This is a genomic window from Catenulispora sp. MAP12-49 (genome assembly GCF_041262705.1).
Lineage (GTDB): Bacteria > Actinomycetota > Actinomycetes > Streptomycetales > Catenulisporaceae > Catenulispora.
Genome location: NZ_JBGCCP010000012.1, coordinates 46635 through 67031, shown reverse-complemented (window position 1 = coordinate 67031; position 20397 = coordinate 46635). Strand labels below are relative to the sequence as shown.

Genomic DNA, 20397 nt, shown 5'->3' with positions numbered 1-20397 from the left:
CCCCTGATATGACGCGAGCCGGATCAGCGTTCCCGGCTCGCGATCGTCCGGCTCGCGATCGTCCGGCCCGCGATCGTCCGGCGCGCGACCAGCTTGCCCAGTTCCCACAGGACGAACAGCACCACCGGCGGCAGCAGGGCCCAGCCGAACTGCGGCAGGCTGAGGTCGGTGGTGCCCAGGACCCGGCGCAGGGCGTCCATCTGCGTGGTCAGCACGGCGATGACGATCTCGGCGGCGATCGCCCGGTTCATCTGCGGGCTGTCGAACGTGGCCGTGGTCAGGACAGAGTCGGTCTCGCTGCGGCACTGCAGCGCGGCCACGACCAGGCACAGCGCGAACGCGGTGAAGGCGATCGAGACGCCGGTGTCCACGTCGCCGTAGTGCCGGGCGCCGAGCTGGATCATCCCGAGCAGCATCGCGGCGATGACCAGGCCGGTGAGCCCGACCGTGATCAGCAGGCTCCGGGTCAGCAGCGAGGTCCCGCGGGCCCGCGGCACGCGCGTCATCAGGCCCGGGGTCTCCCGGTCGAAGCCGAGGGAGAAGCCGAAGGCGGCGTTGACCACGAAATGGATCCACAGCACCTGCGGCGGGGTGAACGGCTCGCCGGCGGCGATGTTGAAGACGGCCGCCCCCAGGAAGGCGACGACGAAGACCACCAGCAGGACCAGCACGAACCGGATGTACTTCAGCAGGTTGTCGAAGATCTTCCGGCCCTGCTCGACGGCGTAGACGATGGAGGCGAAGTTGTCGTCGGACAGGATCATGCGGCTGGCGTCCTTGGCGACCTCGGTGCCGCTGCCCATGGCGATGCCGATGTCGGCCGCCTTGATGGCCGGGGCGTCGTTGACGCCGTCCCCGGTCATCGCGACGACCTCGCCCTTCTTCTTGAGCGTGTCGACCAGCAGCACCTTGTGCTCCGGGGCGACCCGGCCGACCACCCCGATCCGGTCGATGCGCGCCAGCCGCTCGGCCTCGTCCAGCGCGGCGAAGTCGGCGCCGAGGATGGCCTCGCCGGGGATGCCGAGCTGCTGGGCGATCGCGGCGCCGGTCACCACGTCGTCGCCGGTGACCATGCGGACCCTGATGTGCGCGGCCTGCGCCTCGGCCACCGCGTCCCCGGACTCGGCGCGCGGCGGGTCGACCATCGCCACCAGGCTCGTCATCCGCAGCCCGGTGACGTATCCGAGCAGGTCGCCCTCGGGGTCGAACGCGGCGGCGTCCAGGTCGCGGGTCGCGGAGGCCATGACGCGCAGGCCCTCCCGGCCCATCCGGCCGATGTGCTCCTGCGCCCGCGCGCCGGCCTCGGCGTCCCACGGGATGCTGCGGCCGTCGGCCTGCGCGCTGTCCGCGCGGCCGATGACCGCCGGGGCGGCGCCCTTGACGAAGCAGCGGATCACGTCCTGCCCGGCGTCGTCCTTGGCCTTGTGGAAGGTGGCCATCAGCTTGTAGCCGGGGTCGAACGGCAGGGTGGCCAGCCGCGGGTACCGCTCGCGGGTGCCGTCGATGTCCACACCGGCCTTGTGGCCCAGGACCAGCAGCGCGCCCTCGGTCGGGTCGCCGACCACGGCGCCGTCGACCAGGGAGGCGTCGTTGGCCACCAGGTAGGGCAGGATCGCCTCCTCGACCGCGATCTGGGTGCCGACCGCGTGGTGCACCCGGCCGTCCAACTGGTAGCCGGTCCCGCTGACCGTGTACCGGTTGGCAGGGGAGACCACCTCGACGACCGTCACCTGATTCAGCGTCAGGGTCCCGGTCTTGTCGGAGTTGATCGAGGAGGTGAACCCTAGCGTCTCCACCGCCGGCAGTTCCTTGACCAGCGCGTTGCGCCGCGCCAGCTCGACGCTGCCGAGCGAGAGGATGACCTGGGTGACGGTCGGCAGCGCCTCGGGTATCGCCGCGACCGCGAGCGAGACCGCGCTGATGAACAGCGCGTCCCAGGCCGTCCCCCGGGAGCGCCCGAGCGCGAACATCACGATCATGGTCAGCCCGGCCGCCCCGGCGATCCACAGCGTGAGGTTGTCCAGCTGCCTGGTGAGCGGCGACTGCTCCTTCGCGGTCGCCTTCAGCAGGCCCGAGATCTTGCCGAGCTCGCTGTCCGCCCCGGTGCCGGTGACCACCACGACCCCGCTGCCGTGCGTCACCGGCGTGTTCATGAAGGCCATGTTGACCTGGTCGCCGGGAGCGAGCGCCGCCCCGGGCGCCAGAGCCTCCGGCTGCTTCAAAGCCGGCACACTCTCGCCGGTCAGCGCGGACTCGTCGATCTGCAGCGCGCTGGCCGCCAGGATCCGCCCGTCCGCCGGCACCTCGTCGCCGGCCGTCAGCAGCACGATGTCCCCGGGCACCACCTGTTCGGCGGGGATCTCGGTCTCGGCACCGCCCCGCCGCACCCGCGCGGTCACCTTCATCATCGACTTGAGCGCGTTCATGGCGCTCTCGGTCTTGCCCTCCTGCCGCAACCCGATGACCGCGTTGACGAGCGTCAGCACGACCAGCAGGATCGCGGTCGACCACTCCTGGATCGCGAAGGAGACGATCGCGGCCCCGACCAGGATGATCTGCATGTAGCTGCGGTACTGGTCCAGGAACCGGCGCCAGCCGGCCGGCGGCTCCTCCTGCGGCAGCTCGTTGGGGCCGGTGCGGGCCAGGACGTTCGCGGCGCGTTCCGGCGAGAGCCCGGCCTCCGGATCCACGCCGAACGCCTCGGCCACTTCCTGGGGACCGCGGGTGTACCACGGCTGGGCGGCACTGTCAGCCGCTGCCGGAACGGTCATGGATCAAGCGTTGGGGCGCGTGATGCGTGGTGCAACTGCGGGGTCAGCGCGGGATGGGTTGTTCGGGTGATGGCAACGGGCGACAGCAAGTGCCCGGCACCGGGGCGACCGGTACCGGGCACTTGCCCTTGGGCTTGGGTTTGAGCTCGGGATGCGCCTACTTGGTGGGCGATCCCGGAGGCGGGGCCATGACCGTCACACCCGGGAACGGGGTGTCGGTCGGGATGTTCGTGACCGGCAGGGTCCGGTTCTCGGGCTCACCGGAAGAGTGGGTGGGCGGCGGGCCGTCGCTCAGCCCGGTGTAGGACGTGGCGATGATCTTGCCGCTGGCGTCGTAGACGTCGATCTGGAACCGCTCGTACGACGTCGCCCCCTTCGGCCGCAGGTAGTAGATGCCGCACCAGCCCTGCGCGCCGTTCACCTTCACCACGGTGGCCGCGATCTGCTTGCCGTCGATGGTCATGGACGCCGCCGCGACGTCCTTGTCGCCGACGTAGAAGCCGGTGAACAGGCGGTCGGTCGCGCCCATGGTGACGAAGTCGGAGCCCCAGGTGTTGCTGCCGTTGTACTGCACCGTCAGCCCGCCCTCGTACTCCCAGTAGGACATGGCGCTGGTGGTGTAGTTGAGGTAGATGCCCTTCTCCAGGGAGAAGGTGCCGGGGTTGACGTTCTTCACGATCGCGGCGACCGGCAGGGGAGTGGTGGCCGGCGCGGTGGGCGTGGTCGGGGATGTCGTCGGGGGAGTGGTCGGGGCCGACGAGCGCGGCGCCGCCGGCGACGGGGAGCGCGTCGGCGTCGTGGCGGCCGGGTGGGCGGCGGCGTTCTGCGTCGTCGCCGGGGAGGCCGATCCGAGCTGCGCCACGGCGCCCGCGACGGCCAGTACGCCGACCGCGCTCAGGGCGCCGGCGCCCAGGCGGGTGCGCCGCTTCTTGCGCCGCCCCTCGGCGACGGCCAAGCCGACGAGGTCGCCCAGGGGCGGGCGGCCGGCTTCCAGTTCCGCGGAGATGCGGTCGCGCATCGAGTCTTCCGGAGTCAAGATTCTCTCGTTCCGTGAGGAGGCTTCAGTTCCGTGTGGTTCAGACCAGGAGGAAGTCGAGCTCTGCCATCGCGTCGTCGTCGCGGAGCGCGGACCGCAGATCGGCCAGCGCCCGCTGGGTCAGCGACTTGACCGCGCTGGCGGACAGGCCCATCGCCGCCCCGGTCGCCTCGACCGTCTGGTCCTCCCAGAAGCGCAGGACCAACACGGCCCGCCGGTTCAGCGGCAGCTGCGCCAGGGCCGACAGCAGGGTCAGCCGCAACGCGGGATCGCTGTCCGCCGGTGCGGCGATGTCGGGAACCTGGGTCGTCGGCCGCTCCGAGGAGCGCTTCAGCCGGCGCGAGTCCAGGAACGTGCGCAGCATGACCTGGCGTGCGTAGGCGTCGACGCTCTCGCTCCGCTCGACCCGTTTCCAGGCCGTGTAGAGCTTCGCGAGCGTCGTCTGCGTCAGGTCCTGCGCGGTGTGCCAGTCCCCACACAGCAGAAACGCCGTGTCGCGAAGGCGCTGGGCCCGAGCAGCCGCGTAAGCGGTGAACTCTGCTTCGATGCTCAAGCTCGTCTCCCCCATGGTCGAACCCTCGGGGACGCCTGCCGCGGACCGGTGTCCCCCTCGCCTACTAAGACGGGTGCCGGCGACCCGGAGGTCTCACCGGGGACCTTTCGGACATACCTTGACGGCCGCGCCGCCGTGCTTTTACGATCCGCAGCATCGACCGATCGAGCTCATCTCGAATCGAGCTCGTCGGCCGAGACGACAACTGAACACATGCCGTTCGAACTGAAGCGGGAGAGTCCTCGCAGGATTTCTGTGTCTGCGAGGCGCCGAAGGAGCAACACTCCCCAGAATCTCTCAGGCCCACCTACCGCTTCAGCCAGGCGACTCTGGAAAGTCGGGACCTCGCGTCCCGCGCCCACGGTGCAAGCCACCCGACTCGGTGGCGAAGCTCTCAGGCATCGATGACAGAGCGGGGAGGTCACCCGTCCACGGCACCGGAAATCACGGTGCCTCCCCAGGGAGCCTCCCGTCATGACCTCATCCGGGCCCCCTTCTTCGGGCGCGCTCACCGCCGCCGCGAAGAAGACGCCGTTGCACGCCGTCCACGCCGAACTCGGCGCGCGCTTCACTGATTTCGCCGGCTGGTCCATGCCCGTGCGGTACACGTCCGAGCTGGCGGAGCACCGCGCCGTGCGGACCGCCGCGGGCATTTTCGACCTCAGCCACATGGGCGAGATCGAGGTGTCCGGCCCGGAGGCGGCCCGTGCGCTCGACCACGCCCTGGTGAATGAGCCCTCGAAGACAGCCGTCGGCCGGGCTCGCTACTCCATGCTGGTCCACGAGACCGGCGGCGTGCTCGACGATCTGGTCGTCTACCGGCTTGCCGAGACCGAGTACCTCATCGTGGCCAACGCCGGCAACGCGCAGATCGTGTGCTCCACCCTGCGCGACCGGATCGACGGCTACGCCGCCACGATCCGGGACGCGTCCAGCGATTGGGCGCTGATCGCCGTGCAGGGCCCGCGCTCCGCCGCGATCGTCGGCGGAGCGACCGAGGCGGATCTGGCGCTCCTGAAGTACTACGGGATCACTCCGATGCGCTTGGCGGATCAGGATGTGCTGCTGGCTCGGACCGGCTATACCGGCGAGGACGGCTTCGAGATCTACTGCCGGGCGGAGGCGGCGCCGAGTATTTGGCAGGCCATCAGCTCCATCGGTGCTTCGCACGGACTGCTGCCGTGCGGACTGGCCTGCCGCGACACCCTCCGCCTCGAAGCCGGAATGCCGTTGTACGGCCAGGAGATCACGATCCGGACGACCCCGTTCGACGCGGGCCAGGGCCGGGTCGTGGTGTTCGGCAAGCCTGGCGGGTTCGTCGGCGAACAGGCGCTTCTCGCGCATCGCGCCGCGGGTCCGGCCCGGGTCCTGGTCGGTCTGACGACCACCGGCCAGCGGGCCCCGCGTCACGGCTACGCCGTCCTCGATCCGGACACCGGCGAGACCGTCGGCGAGGTCACCTCCGGTGCCCTGTCGCCGGCCCTCGGCTACCCGATCGCGATGGCCTACCTGGCGGCCGATCGCCAGGAGCCCGGGACGAAGGTGCTCGTCGACATCCGAGGCAGCCGAGTGGACGCGACCGTCGTCCCGCTGCCCTTCTACCACCGCTGAATCAGACACACTCAGAGAGATCCAGAGCATGAGCCTGCCCTCAGACCTGTCCTACACCAGCGACCACGAGTGGATCGCGGCCGACGGCGACGTCTCGACCGTCGGTATCACCGCCCACGCCGCCGAGGCGCTCGGCGACGTCGTGTTCCTCAGCCTGCCGGCCGTCGGCTCGACGATCGCCGCCGGCGAGCCGTGCGGCGAGATCGAGTCGACCAAGTCCGTGAGCGACCTGTTCGCCCCCGCGGACGGCGAGGTCCTCGAGGTCAACGAGGCCGCGATCGCCGATCCGGCCGTGGTCAACCGCGACCCGTTCGGGGAGGGCTGGCTCTACCGGATGCGGATCACCAAGGCCGTCGACCTGCTGGACGCCACCGCCTACGCCGCGCTCATCGAGGGAGTCTGACCATGACCACTCTCGACACCAGGCTCGCCGACGCCGACCCGGCCGTCCACGCCGCCCTGCGGGCCGAGCTGAAGCGCCAGCAGAACACGCTGGAGATGATCGCGAGCGAGAACTTCGCCCCGATCGCGGTCATGGAGGCTCAGGGCTCTGTCCTGACCAACAAGTACGCCGAGGGCTACCCCGGCCGCCGCTACTACGGCGGCTGCGAGCACGTGGACGTGACCGAAAGCCTCGCGGTGCAACGAGCCAAGGACCTGTTCGGCGCAGCCTTCGCCAACGTCCAGCCCCACTCCGGAGCCCAGGCCAACGCCGCCGCGATGTCGGCCCTCCTCGAACCGGGCGACACCATCCTGGGCCTGGACCTGGCCCACGGCGGCCACCTGACCCACGGCATGCGGCTGAACTTCTCCGGCAAGCTCTACAACGTCGCCGCCTACCACGTCTCGGCCACCGACCACCGCATCGACATGGCCGAGGTGGAGCACCTCGCCAAGGAACACCGGCCCAAGCTGATCATCGCAGGCTGGTCCGCCTACCCCCGCCACCTGGACTTCGCCGCCTTCCGCCGCATCGCCGACGAAACCGGCGCCCACCTGATGGTCGACATGGCCCACTTCGCCGGCCTGGTGGCCGCCGGCCTGCACCCCAACCCCCTGCCCCACGCCGACGTGGTCACCACCACCACGCACAAGACCCTCGGCGGCCCCCGCGGCGGCACCATCCTGACCAACAACCCGGACCTGGCCAAAAAGATCAACAGCGCAGTCTTCCCCGGCCACCAGGGCGGCCCCCTGGAGCACGTGATAGCGGCCAAGGCAGTCGCCTTCAAACTGGCCTCCGAACCCTCATTCCGCGAACGCCAGCAGCGCACCATCACCGGCGCCCAACGCCTCGCCGAACGCCTCACCGCCCCCGACCTCACCACCGCAGGCGTCTCCGTCCTGACTGGCGGCACCGACGTCCACCTGGCACTGGTCGACCTCCGAGCATCCGACCTCGACGGCAGGCAAGCAGAAGATCGCCTGCACGACATCGGCATCACCGTGAACCGCAACGCAGTACCCTTCGACCCCCGCCCCCCGATGGTCACCTCCGGCCTGCGAATCGGCACCCCCGCGCTGGCGACGCGAGGCTTCGGAGAACTGGACTTCACCGAGGTCGCGGACATCATCGCCCAGGCCCTCACCCCGGGATACGACGAAGAGCGGGCAGCCGGGCTGCGGACTCGGGTGGCCACGCTCGCGCGGAAGCATCCGCTGTACGCGGGGCTGTGAGATGACAGGCTTTTGACGACCAGCCAGCCAGATGATCGCCGCCGCCCAGGTCAGAACCGCGGCAAAGCCTCGGACGAAGCCCTGGGCGCGGCAACCATCGCCACGGTCAACGTGCCGTCCGCTTCGTGCGCGGTCGGCAGGTATCCGGCGAACCGCAGCACGCTGAGCACCTCTTGTTGGGGCGCGTCCAGGACCAAGACGGTTTCGGCGATGCGGCGCACGCCGAGACGGACCAGAGAGGGCACCGTCGCCAGTTCGGCGCCGAGTTGCTCGTCCAGGGCGACGATCACGGCTCGGGCGGCGATCACGTCGACCAGGCCGTGGCGGCGGTCGGCGTCCTCGATGAGGTAGTCCAGGGCCTGAGACGGCTTGTCCGCACAGAATTCGGCCAGGCCCGAGCGGAGCTCCTCGGCCGAGCGGCCTGAGTCCAGCCACCTGCGGACCGAGCCGTCGGTGATCCGCCAGACCGTCGCGGCGCTGGCGGCTTCGCGGTCGGCGGCACCGTCGAAGAACGCCGCCAGCCTGGCCGACGGCAACCCGGCGGCCACCACGGTCATGTCGCCTTGCAGCCGGACTTGGTCAACCGGTGCCGGCACCGTCGCGGACAACGCGGCGGCGAAGTCGGCTGCCACTGCCGAGACGTCATCCTGGGACTTGGTGACCAGTGTGCGAACGACCGGGGCGAGCGCGCCGAACGCCACAGCGCCGAGGAGGCTGCCCTCGGCGAGCACGGTGGCCACGGCAGCGACGGCCACTTCCCGTCCCGCCATGAGCAAAGGCATCCGCCACATCAAGGCGTCGGCCACGGATGCGGCATCCGCGACGGCCTCGGCGCCACAGGCGGCCATCAGTTCCAGGACAACGGTCCGAACGTAGTGCCCCACACCGTCGAACGCAGAGTCGGACAACACCGCAGGCGGCTTCCCCGCGGCATCAGTCAAGGCGAAGGGACCGAGCACCGATGTCGGCAGCGCCAGCCACGCCCCGAGTAGCACGGCGTAGCGGCGGCTCGGCTCGTCCGTGATCCATCGATCGTATTCCGGCGTCGCCAACAGCCTGCCGTTCTGGCACACCACCAGCCCGGCGTTTTCCACGACGTACAGCCAGAACCTGATCGCCTCCTCGGCCAGCCCGCCGGCCCGCACGAGCCGCTTGACCTCGCGGCTGCCGACCCCGCCGGCCTTGAGCAGCGGCACCGCATCGGTCGCGACACACCTGAGCAGCCGCTCGGCACACTCCAGGGCCGCCGTGACCGCGGCCTGCGCCTCGCCATCGACGTCCGCAGCCGCCACCCGACGCCCTACCCCCGGCGGCGGCTGAACCAGATCGAAACCATCCCACCCCGGACCTGGTTCGGGCAGATCCAGCACGGCGTAGTTGACCCGGAAAGCCCGGCCCCCAGGCTCCGGCCACACCAGACAGGAGTCCGTGAGGCGACCGAGAATCCGGTCGAACTCCTCCACCGTGGCCGACCGGGCGGCCCCCGTCAGCGACTCACACAGCGCAGCTCGCGCCGAGTGCGGATCCACCACGACCGCGCCGCCGGCCATCGACAGCGCACTGAAGACCTCCACGGGCCCGATCCGGCCGCCTCCCCCGCGGACCAGGTCGGCGAATCCCGGCCCGCCGAACCGGTCGCCAAGCCCGCCGTGCACCTTCTCCGCCGCACCGGTCAACGCCATCAGCACCTGGACCTCGGGCCGCGAAAGCCGCAGCACCGCCTCGGCGACGCCGTCGGGATCCATCAGCAACTCGATGACGGCTTCGACATCGGTCTCCGTCTGCAGCCCGTCGGGTAAGTAGCGGAACACCGCCTCGGCAACGTCGGGCCGGGCGCTCATCAACGCGTCGAACCGATCCTGCGGAAGCGATGCCACATACTGTGCCAAAGAACTGAAAAGGTTGTGCACAGTCCCATTCTTCCAGCCCCGGAAGGCCTGCCCGGTCCTTTTCTGTGGATATCCCGCTCTATCGGGTCATCCGTCGCGGCGAATATCCGCTCCTCGCATGCCGTCCTCCCGATCTACACTCCTGCCCATGATCGAGCCCAGATGGTTCGTCCCCGACCTTGACGACCCCAACGACATGACCGTCCAGGAGCACGCCTTCGCTGCGGCACTGTCGGGATCGACCGCGCGGCTCGTCTGCCCGGGGGTCGGCGACTTCCTGATACCCGCCGAGTACGGTGACCACGGCGATGACACGCTGGTCGCGGGACTGAGTTTCACAGACCTGGCAGCCGAGCCCCGTCTCGGCCTCGTGGATTTCGGTGTCCACTATCGCAGCGGCCGAATCAACGGCGGCCGCCTTCACAACCAGCTCTATTCCCTGTCCGACCAAACACCCAGCTTGTCCCTGACCGCGACAGGCAGCGTGGACGCGCTTGCGGAGCGCACCGCCGAGTGGCTCGAAGCGGTACTGGCCCGACCGGTGGTGCTCTACGTCTGGCTGCACGACGGCTACGCCTACGCGGCGCGCTACGCCTTCGCCGACACTTCCGAAACCCTCGCTCAGTCTTACAGCGCGGACCGAGCGCCAAGCGGCCAATACGCCGCGGTGATCGCCGCAGGCCACGTTCAAGGCCGGGGATGGCTTCAGACGGCCGGCCTTCCCACCCCGGATCTGTATCTCCACATCCGGGGCGACATGGAGTCCGCAGCGATCCCCGCCGGCGTCCACGCCGAGACCAGACGCGGGCCGCTGCCCGGTCGCTGGTACGAGTGATCATTCGGACGCGTCGAAGCGGCATAGCCGACCGGTCTAGTATCCGGTGCCAACCCGGCCTATTCTGGAGGCATGGGACGTACCAGCGATGCCAGAGAGCGGATCCTCAGTGCCGGATCGGGGCTTATCGAGACCCGCGGCTACTCCGCTCTCGGCATCGCGGAGATCTGTTCCGCGGCCGGGGTCCCGAAGGGCAGCTTCTACTACTTCTTCGCGTCCAAAGAGGCCATGGCTCTGGCCGTCATCGACGAGCAGTGGGCCGAGCAGAAGACGATGTGGACCGGCGTCCTCGGCGGCGATGCTTCGCCGTTGCTGCGGATGCGCCGGTGGTTCGAGGCGACCGAGGCCGCTCAGCGTGCCGGGCAGCTGAACTGCGGGGCCGTCGCGGGGTGCCTGTTCGGGAACCTCACGCTTGAGCTGAGCAACCAGACCGAGGCGATTCGGGGCCGGCTGCAGGGGGTCTTCGAGGAGCAGGCGGCGATGGTGGCGGCGGTGATCGGCGAAGCGGTGGAGCGGGGGGAGGTCGCAGTCGCCGACGTGCCGGCTGCGGCGCGCGGCGTGCTCGCACAGCTGGAGGGTCAGGTCATGTTCGCCAAGCTCTACAACGACACCGCGCGCCTCGGTGCGCTGTGGGAGAACTGCCTGGCGTTGCTCGGCGCTCGCGTACCGGCGGAGGAAGACGATGTCGCCGAATCGGTCTGAGGAAGGCGGATCCCGGCGCAGCCTCCTACGCCACGTAGCATGATCAGCGTGGAGCTGCGCCAACTGCGGTACTTCGTCGCGGTGGCCGAGGAGCTGAACTTCGGCCGTGCCGCCTCCCGGCTGCTGATCGCCGGGCCGTCGCTGTCCCAGCAGATCAAGGCGCTGGAGCGGGACCTCGGGGTGGTGCTGTTCGAGCGCGACCGCCGCTCGGTGGCCCTCACCGCGGCCGGGGCGGCGTTGCTCCCGGCCACTCGCGCGTTGTTGGCGCAGGCGGATGAGTTGCGCGGCCGCGCCGGGCGGCTCGCCGGGTCCGAGCCGGTGCGGCTCGGGTACGTGAGCTGGCTGCCCGCCGATCTGGCGGCCCGGACCTCCGGCGTGGCGCAGGTGCACGTCGACCCCTGGGTCGCGCCCTCGCACGCGCAGGCCGCACGCGTCGCCGACGGCGGGCTGGACCTCGCGGTGTGCTGGATCCGCACCGAAGACCTCGAGCGGCTGGGGCTGCGGGCCCGGCTCCTGGGGGCCGATCGGCTGCACGCCGTCAGCCGGGACGACGCCGTCGGCGAGGTCGCGGCCGCGGACACCGTCGTGCTCGTCGACGACGACGCCACGTCCTGGACGCAGTGGAACGCGTACGCCGAGGAACTGGTGCGTGACACCGGTGCCCGCGTGGCCCGCATCTCGGACGGCGGTATCACCGGCCCGGCGTTCCACGACCACGTCCGCCGCAGCGCCAGGCCGATCGTCAACTCGCCCAAGGGCCAGACGGAGACGTTGCCGGCCGGGCTCGTCCGCCGGCCCATCGTGGCCCCGCGGGTGTACTGGACGTGGTCCCTGGTGTGGCGTGCGGACGAGGTGCGTTCGGCGGTTCCGGCCGTCGTCGACGCGCTCTGCGACGGCGTCGGCGAGCTCGGGATCAACGCCGCGGACGCCTGGTTGCCGGCGAGCGATCCGCACTGGCGCCCAACGCCCGAGGCCCCACGTCCGCAGCACGGCGCCTGACGCCTGACGCGTAGCCGTGGCGTCACGACCCTGCTGACGCATCGCCGGATCCTCACTCACACCCCTGGCACGACCCGCTTCCTCGGCTAGGAGGCTGAGCCTCCCACGCAGGAGGATTTCGGTCCTGCTCGCAGGCCTGTTTCAGCTTGTCCGCCGGCCCGGCCGCGACCTACGGTTCTTTTTAGTCGACCGGTCGTCTAGTGCCGGTCATCAGCAGGAAGGTCGTCCCATGAGCGTCCAGCAGCAGAAGGTCGCCGTCATCACCGGCGCGTCCCGCGGCATCGGCACCGGCCTCGTCGAGGCCTACCGCAAGCTCGGGTACGCCGTCGTCGCCACCGCCCGCACCATCGAGGAGTCCGGCGACCCCGGCGTGCTGGCCGTGGCCGGCGACATCGCCGACCCGGCGACCGCCGAGCGGGTCGCGGCCGCCGCCGTCGAGCGCTTCGGCCGGATCGACACCCTCGTCAACAACGCGGGCGTGTTCGTCGCCAAGCCGTTCACCGACTACACCGCCGAGGACTACGCCCACATCGCCGGGGTGAACCTGACCGGCTTCTTCCACATCACGCAGGCGGCGGTCCGCGCGATGCCGGCCGACTCCGGCGGCCACATCGTCACCATCACCACGAGCCTGGTGGACAACGCCGACTCCCGCGTCCCCTCCGTCCTGGCCTCCCTGACCAAGGGCGGCTTGCAGTCCGCCACCAAGTCCCTCGCGATCGAGTACGCCAGCCGCGGCATCCGGGCCAACGCGGTCTCGCCGGGCATCATCAAGACCCCCATGCACGACCCCGCGACCCACGACTTCCTGGCCGGCCTGCAGCCGGTGGGCCGGATAGGGGAGATCGCCGACATCGTCGACGCCGTGCTCTTCCTGGAGACCGCACCCTTCGTCACCGGCGAGATCCTGCACGTCGACGGCGGCACGAGCGCCGGGCACTGAGGAGCGCGGCGATGACCACCACGACCCGGGACGAAGCCGTCGTCCGAACAGTCCTCGACCGATGGCGGGACGCGGTCGGCCGACACGAGCCCGAACGCGTCGCCTCCTACTTCACCGAGGACGCCGTCTTCCAGGGACTCCACCCCTACAGCGTCGGCCGAGCAGGCGTGGCCGAGTACTACGCCACCCAGCCGCTGGGACTGACCGCCGACTATCAGATCCTCGAGACGCGACGGCTCGCCGAGAACCTGGTCCTGAGCTATCTGCACGTCGACTTCTCCTTCACCGACCGCCCCACCCTGCACGTCAAGCTCGGCGTGCTGCTCAAGCAGGGGGCCGACGGCTGGGAGATCGGCCACTACCAGGTGTCGAAGCTCGACTGATCCCGCCGTCCGGTGTTGCCCACGAGGTCAAGTGGGACGCCGGACGGCACTTTGACCTTGATCACCTCTTGCAGGGCATTGACAGCGGTGGCAATGGGGAGCACTATCCGCGTGAACCCCGGGTTACAGAGAACATCCTCCCTACGGCTCCGGAAACGTTTACGGAACGGGGGAGTGCTCACCTCGCCGACGGCTCCGGAAACGTTTACGGAGCTCGCCGACCACCCCTCCAGAGAGGTACATCCGCCATGCCCCTGAACGGGTCGAAGAGACCTGGTCCCGGCGCCAAGCGCCGAGGGCTGATGGCCGCGGTGCTCGCGGCCGTGCTCCCCGCCGCACTGGTGGTCGTCGTACACGGCGCCAGCGCCAGCGCCCCGCCGCCCCCGGCCGGCTGGACCACCGTGTTCCACGACGACTTCGACGGCTCGGCCGGATCGGCCCCGTCCTCCGCGAACTGGCAGTACGACCTCGGTACCAGCTACCCCGGCGGGGCGGGGAACTGGGGCACCGGCGAGGTCGAGACCGACACGAACAGCACGGCCAACGTGTACCTGGACGGCAACGGCGACCTGGCCATCAAGCCGATCCGCGATGCAGGGGGCAACTGGACGTCCGGCCGTATCGAGACGACCCGCACCGACTTTCAGCCCCCGACCGGCGGCGTGCTGCGTATGGAGGCGCGGATCCAGATGCCGGACGTGACGGGTGCCGCCGCTGCCGGCTATTGGCCCGCGTTCTGGTCCATGGGGGCCCCGGCCCGCGCGGTGGGGGCGACGAACTGGCCGAGCATCGGCGAGATGGACGTGATGGAGAACGTCCAGGGTCAGAACACTGAGTACGGTACGTTCCACTGCGGAGTGGACCCTGGTGGCCCGTGCAACGAGACGACCGGGCTCGGCGGCAACACCCCGTGCGTCACCGGTGGTACCTGCCAGTCCGGCTTCCACACCTATGCCCTGGAGTGGGACACCAGCACGTCGTCGCAGCAGTTGCGCTGGTATCTGGACGGCGTGGAGTTCTTCCACGTGAACTCCGATCAGGTGGACGCGGCCACCTGGGCCAACGCCACGAACCACGGCTACTTCATGATCTTGGACGTGGCGATGGGCGGCGCGTTTCCGGCGGCGTTCGGCGGCGGCCCGACGGCCGCGACCGCTTCGGGCGTGCCGATGCTGGTGGACTACGTGACGGTCGAGACCGAGGCCTCGGGCTCGACGACGCCTCCGACAACGCCTCCGACGACGCCGACCACGCCGCCAACCACACCGACCACGCCTCCGACCACGCCTCCGACCACGCCTCCGACAACGCCTTCGACACCGCCGAGTTCCCCGTCCGGCTCCACGGTCGACGCCTACTCGGCGATTCCCGCGACGTCGTACACCGCGCAAAACTCGACCCAGACGGAGACCACCACCGACGGGCCGCCCGGCGGCACGCAGGATGTGGACTCGATCCACAACGGATCGTGGCTGCGTTTCGACAACGTGGACTTCGGCTCGACGCCGGCGAGGCAGTTCTACGGCCGGGTGGCCTCGGGCGCCGGATCCGGGATCAGCGGTTTGGTGGAGGTGCGGCTGGACAGCCCCACGAACCCGGTGGTCGGGAGCTTCGCGATCGCCAACACCGGCGGTTGGCAGAATTGGGAGACGGTTCCGGCGAACATATCGGGCGTCACAGGCGTCCACACCCTCTATGTGACGTTCACCAGCGGGCAGCCGGCGAACTATGTGAACGTGCACTGGTTCGACTTCGGGCACTGATCGACGGCGCACAATCGCGGAGTGGCGCCCCCGTTTCCGAGGGCGCCACTCGGGCTCCGCCGGTCTCAGCCGATGGTGTAGGCGTCGGCGACGGTCTGGCTGATCGAACCGCCGATCGCGTCGGTGGCGGTCACCTTCAGCCACGGCGTGCTGCCCTTCGGCGCCTTGTTGGGCCATGCTGCCAGGTAGTGACCGTTGCCGGTCGGGGCTACGGCGGCCGGGACCCACGTCTTACCCGTGTCGTAGGACACTGCGACGGTGGCGCCGGTGATCGCCGCGTGCGAGCCCTGGCCCTGGTAGGACTGGTGGCCGACGCCGAGGTCGAGCAGTTGGACCGGCAGGCGGCTGGTGTCGGAGCCGTCGGTGGAGAGCTGGTAGTCCAGGGACAGCGCCGGCAGGATTTCGCACTTCAGGGGTTCGAAGTTCGCCGCGTAGCAGATGTCGTCGGCCGGGAGGGTGGGCTGCTGGGCGGACCCCGGCGTGTACTGGAAGGCGATGTCGGTGTGGGTCTTCGTGGACTGTGACATCGGCAGGCCGCTGCCGGTGGTGTCGGCGTCGTAGACCATGCGGTAGGTGCCGGGCTGGGCGGTGGTGCCGGAGACCTCGGTCAGGGGCCAGCCGGACTGGGTGGCGACCTGGACGCCGTCGCGGTAGACGCTGAACGTCGAGGTGTAGCCGGGACCCAGGTCGTGGGCGGCGCTGTTCGGGTCGCTGTCGGTGAACTGGGTGATGCCGAAGTCCATGAGGTCGGTGTCCGGGTCCACGCAAACGTTGCAGGCCATGCCGTTCGTGTACTGGCCGACCTGGGGGGTCAGGGGGCCGTGGCCCCAGGTGCGCCAGGTCTGACCCGGGCCCCGGTAGAAGTCGAGATCATCGAATTCGAGCTCTGAGTCCTGGTTCGGGGCGTTCTCCACCGGCATGTACTCGGCGGACCACGAGACGTCGTCGGTCGACACGCCGACGTAGTCGGTCAGACGTCCCGGGACGGGGACGAAGTGCATGATTCCGAAGCCGCCGTCCGGGCCGGATGCCCCGATGTCCCAGCCGGCCTGGTGTGCGGGGTTGACCGCGTCGGTGTCGAAGACGTTGTGGGAGGTCTGGATCCGGGACGGGTCCGGCCGGTAGGTCTGGTTCGCGTCGATGTGATCGGACGGTGCGAAGCTGAGGTCGTACCGGTACGGGTCGGGGCCGTCGGGTCCAGCGGCGCCGAAGCCCAGGACGCGGAAGGCGAGGGCGCCTATCTGCGCGGCGGGCTGCGGTGTCACCCAGGTGGAACCCGTGCCCGAGGCCGTGACCTGGCCCATGGTGCCGGCGGCGTCGGTCCGGTCGATTACCTCCATGTCACTGTCGGCGGTGGACGGCCGGGGCGTGACAACGCCGACCCGCGCCGTCGCGGTGCGCTCGTCGGCGGTCAGGGTGGTGGTGCCCGCGGCGGTCACCGCCAGGTCGGTCCGGGTCACGACATGCTCGGTGACCTGGCCCTTCGCGGGGCCGAGAGTGGCGAAGACCGTGACCGCGCAGTAGTTCCCGCTGGGAACCGCGATCCGGGCGACGCCGTTGGACAGCGGAATCGGGGCCGCGAACCGCTTCATGTCGTCGGTGTTGAACAGGAAGGTCGTCGCCTGGGCCGTGGCGCCGTCGAGACCGATACCGTCGATCTCCAGGATGCTCAACGGGTAGTGCGGCGTGACGGCCGCAGGACGGATGGCTGTCGGGGCCGCGGTGTCGTACGCGGCCGGGTCATAGGCCTGACCCGAAGCGATGACCGACACCGGGACCACATAGGCGTGCCCGCCCACGACCATCTGGACAGCGGGCGCCGAGCGCCCGTCCGGCGTGGCCACCATCGTCGTCGTATGCGCCCCGGAACCCCGCACAGTGACCCGATCGCCGTTCGGCAGGGTACTGACATGCACGACGGAGCGCGCAGGCACGGCTGGGGTCGTCGCCGTACCGGCCGCCGCCGAGGCGCTCGCCGTGGCTGTCGCCGCGGTGGCGGTGGCGGTGGCGGTGACCACCGCGAGCCCTAGGGCTACGGCACTCCGACGGACCGAGCGACCGGTGATGCTGTTCTCTGGCACTGATTCCTCCAGTTCGTAAGCACTCGACAGCTAATACGGGGCGGGACCCGTGTCAGGTTGTCGGGCCGAACCGGCTTACCCGGCCAGAGGTTGCAACATCATCAGTGGGCTGATGCGATCCGTATCGTTGCCTCCCGCGCGGCGGTGGACGTGACCAGCCCCGCGGCGGCGGTCCCGTACTTCGCGATGAACGCCTGGTCGATCTGGTCGAGCGGTCCGGGGTCGTCGGTGTGCAGGGTGACGTCGCGGACGACTTCGTCGATGCGGATCCGGCCGCGGCCGTGCTTGCGCGATGCCTGGTACCAGCGCGATTGGGGTCCCCTATAGGCGCGGACATACAGCTGATCGTCGACGACGACCATCCCGATCTCCACTTCGTCCGAGGCATCGTCGCCGACGATCAGGACGAGCGACTGCCGACCTGCGAGCAGAGCCAGTTCGTCCGGGGTCCAACTGATCGCAGCAGATGTCATGTTCATCAGTGTCACCCGGCACCATGCGGACCGCATTCCGGTGAATCGGGAAGCTCGCCCAGCATTGCTTAAGCATCGATCCCGTCCCATGCACTCCGAAACTGAGCCGTCGTTTGACTGCGGCGCATCGACTGCGCCGGGCGAAAGATGAAGCTCAGACAAGGAAGAAGGAGTGCATTCACATGAGCAGGACTTCGGTCACCTTTGACAGCGCCGGCATCACGCTGGCCGCCCACCTCTATCTGCCGGACGGCCCGGCGGCCGGCCCGTGGCCGGCGCTGGTGGTGGGCCACCCGGGAACAGGGGTCAAGGAACAGACCTCCGGACTGTACGCGGGACAGTTGGCCGAACGCGGCTTCGTGGCATTGGCCTTCGACGCGGCCTATCAAGGCGAGTCCGGCGGAACCCCGCGCGGCTTGGAGGACCCGGCGCAGCGCATCGAGGATTTCAAGGCGGCGGTCTCCTACCTGACCACCCGTGGGGAGGCCGACGCCGGCCGTATCGGACTGGTGGGCGTGTGCGCGTCGGGTGGTTATTCGTTGGCTGCGACAGCTGCGGACCACCGGGTCCGCGCCGTGGCGACGGTTTCCACCGCCGAGCCGGCCCGCCAGTTCCGCTACGGCGCCGACGGCACGCAGTCGCCGGCGGTCTTCCAGTCCCTGTTGGACGCTGCGGCGCAGGCCCGCTCCGCGGCCGCCCGCGGGGACGACCCCGGGGTGATGACGATGTTCCCCGCCACGGCGGAGGAAGCCGGCGCCCTCGGTGGCGCTCACGGCGTGGAGGGTTGGGAATACTACTGCGGCGCCCGCGGATACCACGAGCGTTCTGCGAAGTTCCTGGCGTGGGAGAGCATCGACAAGATGGCGGTCAGCGACGTCTTCTACGCGGTCCCGCTGATCGGCCCCCGCCCCATGCTTCAGATCCTGGGCGAGCGCGCCGTGACCGCCTGGATGGGCCTCGAGGCGCACCGTCGTGCCACCGGTCCCGCCGAAGTGCACTGGATCGAGGGCGCCAGCCATGTGGACCTGTACGACAAGCAGGAGTACATCGGCCCTGCTGTCGACAAGCTCACGGCGTACTTCACCGAGAGCATGAGTGCCTCCTGAGCCGCTGCCGGTTGTCGGTTACCGGTAGCCGGCAACCGCCAACCGGCAGCGCTCCGCTCGAGCACCTCACGCGGCCTGTGCACGAATCCGGCCGCGGTCGACCGCGTCGACGAGTGCCTGGTGGTCCTTCTCGTTCTGATCGGCATAGGTCTCGGCGAACCGGGCGACGGCGCGATCGAACACATCGCTCTTCCCGAGGTACGAGGCGATGGCGATCCTGTCGGAGGAGCGTGCGTGGGCCCGCGCCAACGTGGCTCCGCACAGCTCCCCGAAGATGCGCATCGAGTGGGGCACCATGGTCCTGGACTCGAGGATGCCCTTCCAGTCACGCAACTGCCTGACATAGAAGTCGTGCGACCCGCCGTGGGCGTCCTCGCCACGCTTCCAACCGAGCATGATGTCCCCGACCGCCTGCATCAGCCGCTGTCCGGCCACGACGCGGTGGCCCTGGTGCGGGTAGGGGCTCTCGCCGGCGTGGTCCGCCAGTACGGAGCGGTTGGCCTCCTTGATCTGGAGGAACAGCGGGTCCCGCTCGTCGGATCCGGCCAGCAGGACGATCCAGCAGCGGGTGCCGACGCTGCCGACGCCGACGACCTTGCGGGCCATGTCGACGACGCGGTACTGGTCGAGCAGCATGCGCAGGTCGGAACCCAGGCTGCGGCTGTAGCGCCGGACCAGGTCCCGGATCCAGGTCTCGAGCTGCCCGCGCTCCAGGTCCGGGAGCAGGTCGGCGATCGGCACGACGAGGGGTGGATCGGCGACGATGCGCGGACGCCCGTCGACGATCGTGGTCAGTTTCTCGGCCGCCTGCAGGCTGTCGCGGCCTTTGGCCTTGGCCATCATGCGCCGGAAGTTCTTACGACGCTGGGCGTCGAGCTGATCCGTGTAGAGCTTGCGGATGAGCTCGGCGTTCCCGTGCGCGTACCAGACGTCGAGGTTGGTCATCCCGGCATACGTGCGCATCGCCTCGCGATAGCTGCGGACCATGGATCTCACCACGGTCTCGCGCTGGTGGTCGTCGAAGTCGTTCTCCCGTCCGGCGATGGCGAGGCTGGCGGCGAGCCGCTTGACGTCCCACTCCCACGGGCCGCGGAGCGTTTCGTCGAAGTCGTTGATGTCGAAGACCAACTGGCGCTCCGGTGATCCCAGAAGGCGGAAGTTGAGCAGGTGCGCGTCCCCGCACAGCTGCGCCCGCATCTCGGATCTGGGGGTCGCGGCCAGGTCCGCAGCCATGATCGCAGCGGCCCCGCGGTAGAAGCGGAACGGGGACTCGATCATCCGCCCGTAGCGGATGGGCACGAGGTCCGCGACCGACGCCGAGGCCTGGGCCTCCACCTGGTCGACCACCGGTCGGCGGTCGGCGGCGGGTGCCCAGTCGCCGTGACTCGACCTGGGCGCGTGGTGCCGAGCGGATCGTCCGCGCTTCACGCGTTCTTCGGGGTTCAGATACGGGCGCCCGGTGACGACGCCTTTTCTCGACTCGGACATCCGAATGCACCTCCGACGCCGCCCTGCGCCGTCTTCTGCACCGTCTATTGCGCCATCTTCTGCGCCGTCTTCTGAGTCATCTTCTTT

Annotated in this window: 17 protein-coding genes and 1 riboswitch; of the genes, 10 read left to right on the top strand and 7 right to left on the bottom strand. The window is 69.7% G+C overall.

Annotated features, from left to right (window positions below):
• Window positions 1–23: 23 nt before the first annotated feature.
• From ABIA35_RS22325 to ABIA35_RS22315, 3 genes are all read right to left on the bottom strand, one after another.
• Window positions 24–2771: a cation-translocating P-type ATPase gene (locus ABIA35_RS22325; RefSeq protein WP_370359173.1), complete on the bottom strand. Its 2748-nt coding sequence runs from the start codon at window positions 2769–2771 to the stop codon at window positions 24–26.
• Window positions 2772–2928: 157 nt separating this feature from the next.
• Window positions 2929–3807, bottom strand: coding sequence for a hypothetical protein (locus tag ABIA35_RS22320; protein ID WP_370359172.1), 879 nt, complete (start codon window positions 3805–3807; stop codon window positions 2929–2931).
• A gap of 40 nt (window positions 3808–3847) precedes the next feature.
• The gene (locus tag ABIA35_RS22315; protein WP_370344513.1) at window positions 3848–4360 is read right to left on the bottom strand and encodes a SigE family RNA polymerase sigma factor; all 513 of its coding nucleotides are present in this window, start codon (window positions 4358–4360) and stop codon (window positions 3848–3850) included.
• A gap of 221 nt (window positions 4361–4581) precedes the next feature.
• Window positions 4582–4683: riboswitch (glycine riboswitch) on the top strand.
• A 151-nt stretch (window positions 4684–4834) separates the two neighbouring features.
• Between ABIA35_RS22315 and gcvT the strand changes: the two genes are divergently transcribed.
• From gcvT to glyA, 3 genes are read left to right on the top strand one after another with little or no spacing between them, the layout of a single operon-like run.
• Complete coding sequence (gcvT, locus tag ABIA35_RS22310) at window positions 4835–5971, top strand: glycine cleavage system aminomethyltransferase GcvT (protein ID WP_370359171.1); 1137 nt, start codon at window positions 4835–4837, stop codon at window positions 5969–5971.
• Between the two features lie 28 nt (window positions 5972–5999).
• Window positions 6000–6374: a glycine cleavage system protein GcvH gene (gene gcvH, locus ABIA35_RS22305; protein ID WP_370344511.1), complete on the top strand. Its 375-nt coding sequence runs from the start codon at window positions 6000–6002 to the stop codon at window positions 6372–6374.
• Between the two features lie 2 nt (window positions 6375–6376).
• Window positions 6377–7648, top strand: a complete 1272-nt coding sequence (gene glyA, locus ABIA35_RS22300; protein ID WP_370344510.1) for a serine hydroxymethyltransferase — start codon at window positions 6377–6379, stop codon at window positions 7646–7648.
• A gap of 50 nt (window positions 7649–7698) precedes the next feature.
• Here the strand turns inward: glyA and ABIA35_RS22295 are convergent, their stop codons facing one another.
• Window positions 7699–9489 (bottom strand): helicase-associated domain-containing protein, encoded by a 1791-nt coding sequence (locus tag ABIA35_RS22295; RefSeq protein WP_370359170.1) that lies wholly within the window; start codon window positions 9487–9489, stop codon window positions 7699–7701.
• A gap of 196 nt (window positions 9490–9685) precedes the next feature.
• Between ABIA35_RS22295 and ABIA35_RS22290 the strand changes: the two genes are divergently transcribed.
• The 6 genes from ABIA35_RS22290 (at window position 9686) to ABIA35_RS22265 (ending at window position 15162) form a co-directional block, all read left to right on the top strand.
• Window positions 9686–10372: a hypothetical protein gene (locus tag ABIA35_RS22290; protein WP_370359169.1), complete on the top strand. Its 687-nt coding sequence runs from the start codon at window positions 9686–9688 to the stop codon at window positions 10370–10372.
• 72 nt (window positions 10373–10444) lie between these two features.
• Complete coding sequence (locus tag ABIA35_RS22285; protein WP_370359168.1) at window positions 10445–11074, top strand: TetR/AcrR family transcriptional regulator; 630 nt, start codon at window positions 10445–10447, stop codon at window positions 11072–11074.
• Between the two features lie 39 nt (window positions 11075–11113).
• Window positions 11114–12073 carry a LysR family transcriptional regulator gene (locus tag ABIA35_RS22280; protein ID WP_370359167.1) on the top strand — a complete coding sequence of 320 codons (960 nt, stop codon included), beginning with the start codon at window positions 11114–11116 and terminating at the stop codon, window positions 12071–12073.
• A 229-nt stretch (window positions 12074–12302) separates the two neighbouring features.
• Window positions 12303–13016 carry an SDR family NAD(P)-dependent oxidoreductase gene (locus ABIA35_RS22275; protein ID WP_370344505.1) on the top strand — a complete coding sequence of 238 codons (714 nt, stop codon included), beginning with the start codon at window positions 12303–12305 and terminating at the stop codon, window positions 13014–13016.
• A gap of 11 nt (window positions 13017–13027) precedes the next feature.
• Window positions 13028–13399: an SgcJ/EcaC family oxidoreductase gene (locus tag ABIA35_RS22270; RefSeq protein ID WP_370344504.1), complete on the top strand. Its 372-nt coding sequence runs from the start codon at window positions 13028–13030 to the stop codon at window positions 13397–13399.
• A gap of 248 nt (window positions 13400–13647) precedes the next feature.
• The gene (locus ABIA35_RS22265) at window positions 13648–15162 is read left to right on the top strand and encodes a glycoside hydrolase family 16 protein (protein WP_370359166.1); all 1515 of its coding nucleotides are present in this window, start codon (window positions 13648–13650) and stop codon (window positions 15160–15162) included.
• A gap of 65 nt (window positions 15163–15227) precedes the next feature.
• Here the strand turns inward: ABIA35_RS22265 and ABIA35_RS22260 are convergent, their stop codons facing one another.
• Window positions 15228–17243 (bottom strand): hypothetical protein, encoded by a 2016-nt coding sequence (locus ABIA35_RS22260; RefSeq protein ID WP_370359165.1) that lies wholly within the window; start codon window positions 17241–17243, stop codon window positions 15228–15230.
• Window positions 17244–17344: 101 nt separating this feature from the next.
• Complete coding sequence (locus tag ABIA35_RS22255) at window positions 17345–17716, bottom strand: DUF2255 family protein (protein ID WP_370359164.1); 372 nt, start codon at window positions 17714–17716, stop codon at window positions 17345–17347.
• Between the two features lie 182 nt (window positions 17717–17898).
• On the opposite strand from ABIA35_RS22255, the gene ABIA35_RS22250 reads away from it, so the two are divergent.
• Window positions 17899–18822, top strand: coding sequence for an alpha/beta hydrolase (locus ABIA35_RS22250; protein ID WP_370359163.1), 924 nt, complete (start codon window positions 17899–17901; stop codon window positions 18820–18822).
• Window positions 18823–18888: 66 nt separating this feature from the next.
• Here ABIA35_RS22250 and ABIA35_RS22245 read toward each other — a convergent pair whose 3' ends face one another.
• The gene (locus ABIA35_RS22245) at window positions 18889–20310 is read right to left on the bottom strand and encodes a DUF2252 domain-containing protein (protein ID WP_370359161.1); all 1422 of its coding nucleotides are present in this window, start codon (window positions 20308–20310) and stop codon (window positions 18889–18891) included.
• Window positions 20311–20397: the final 87 nt, after the last annotated feature.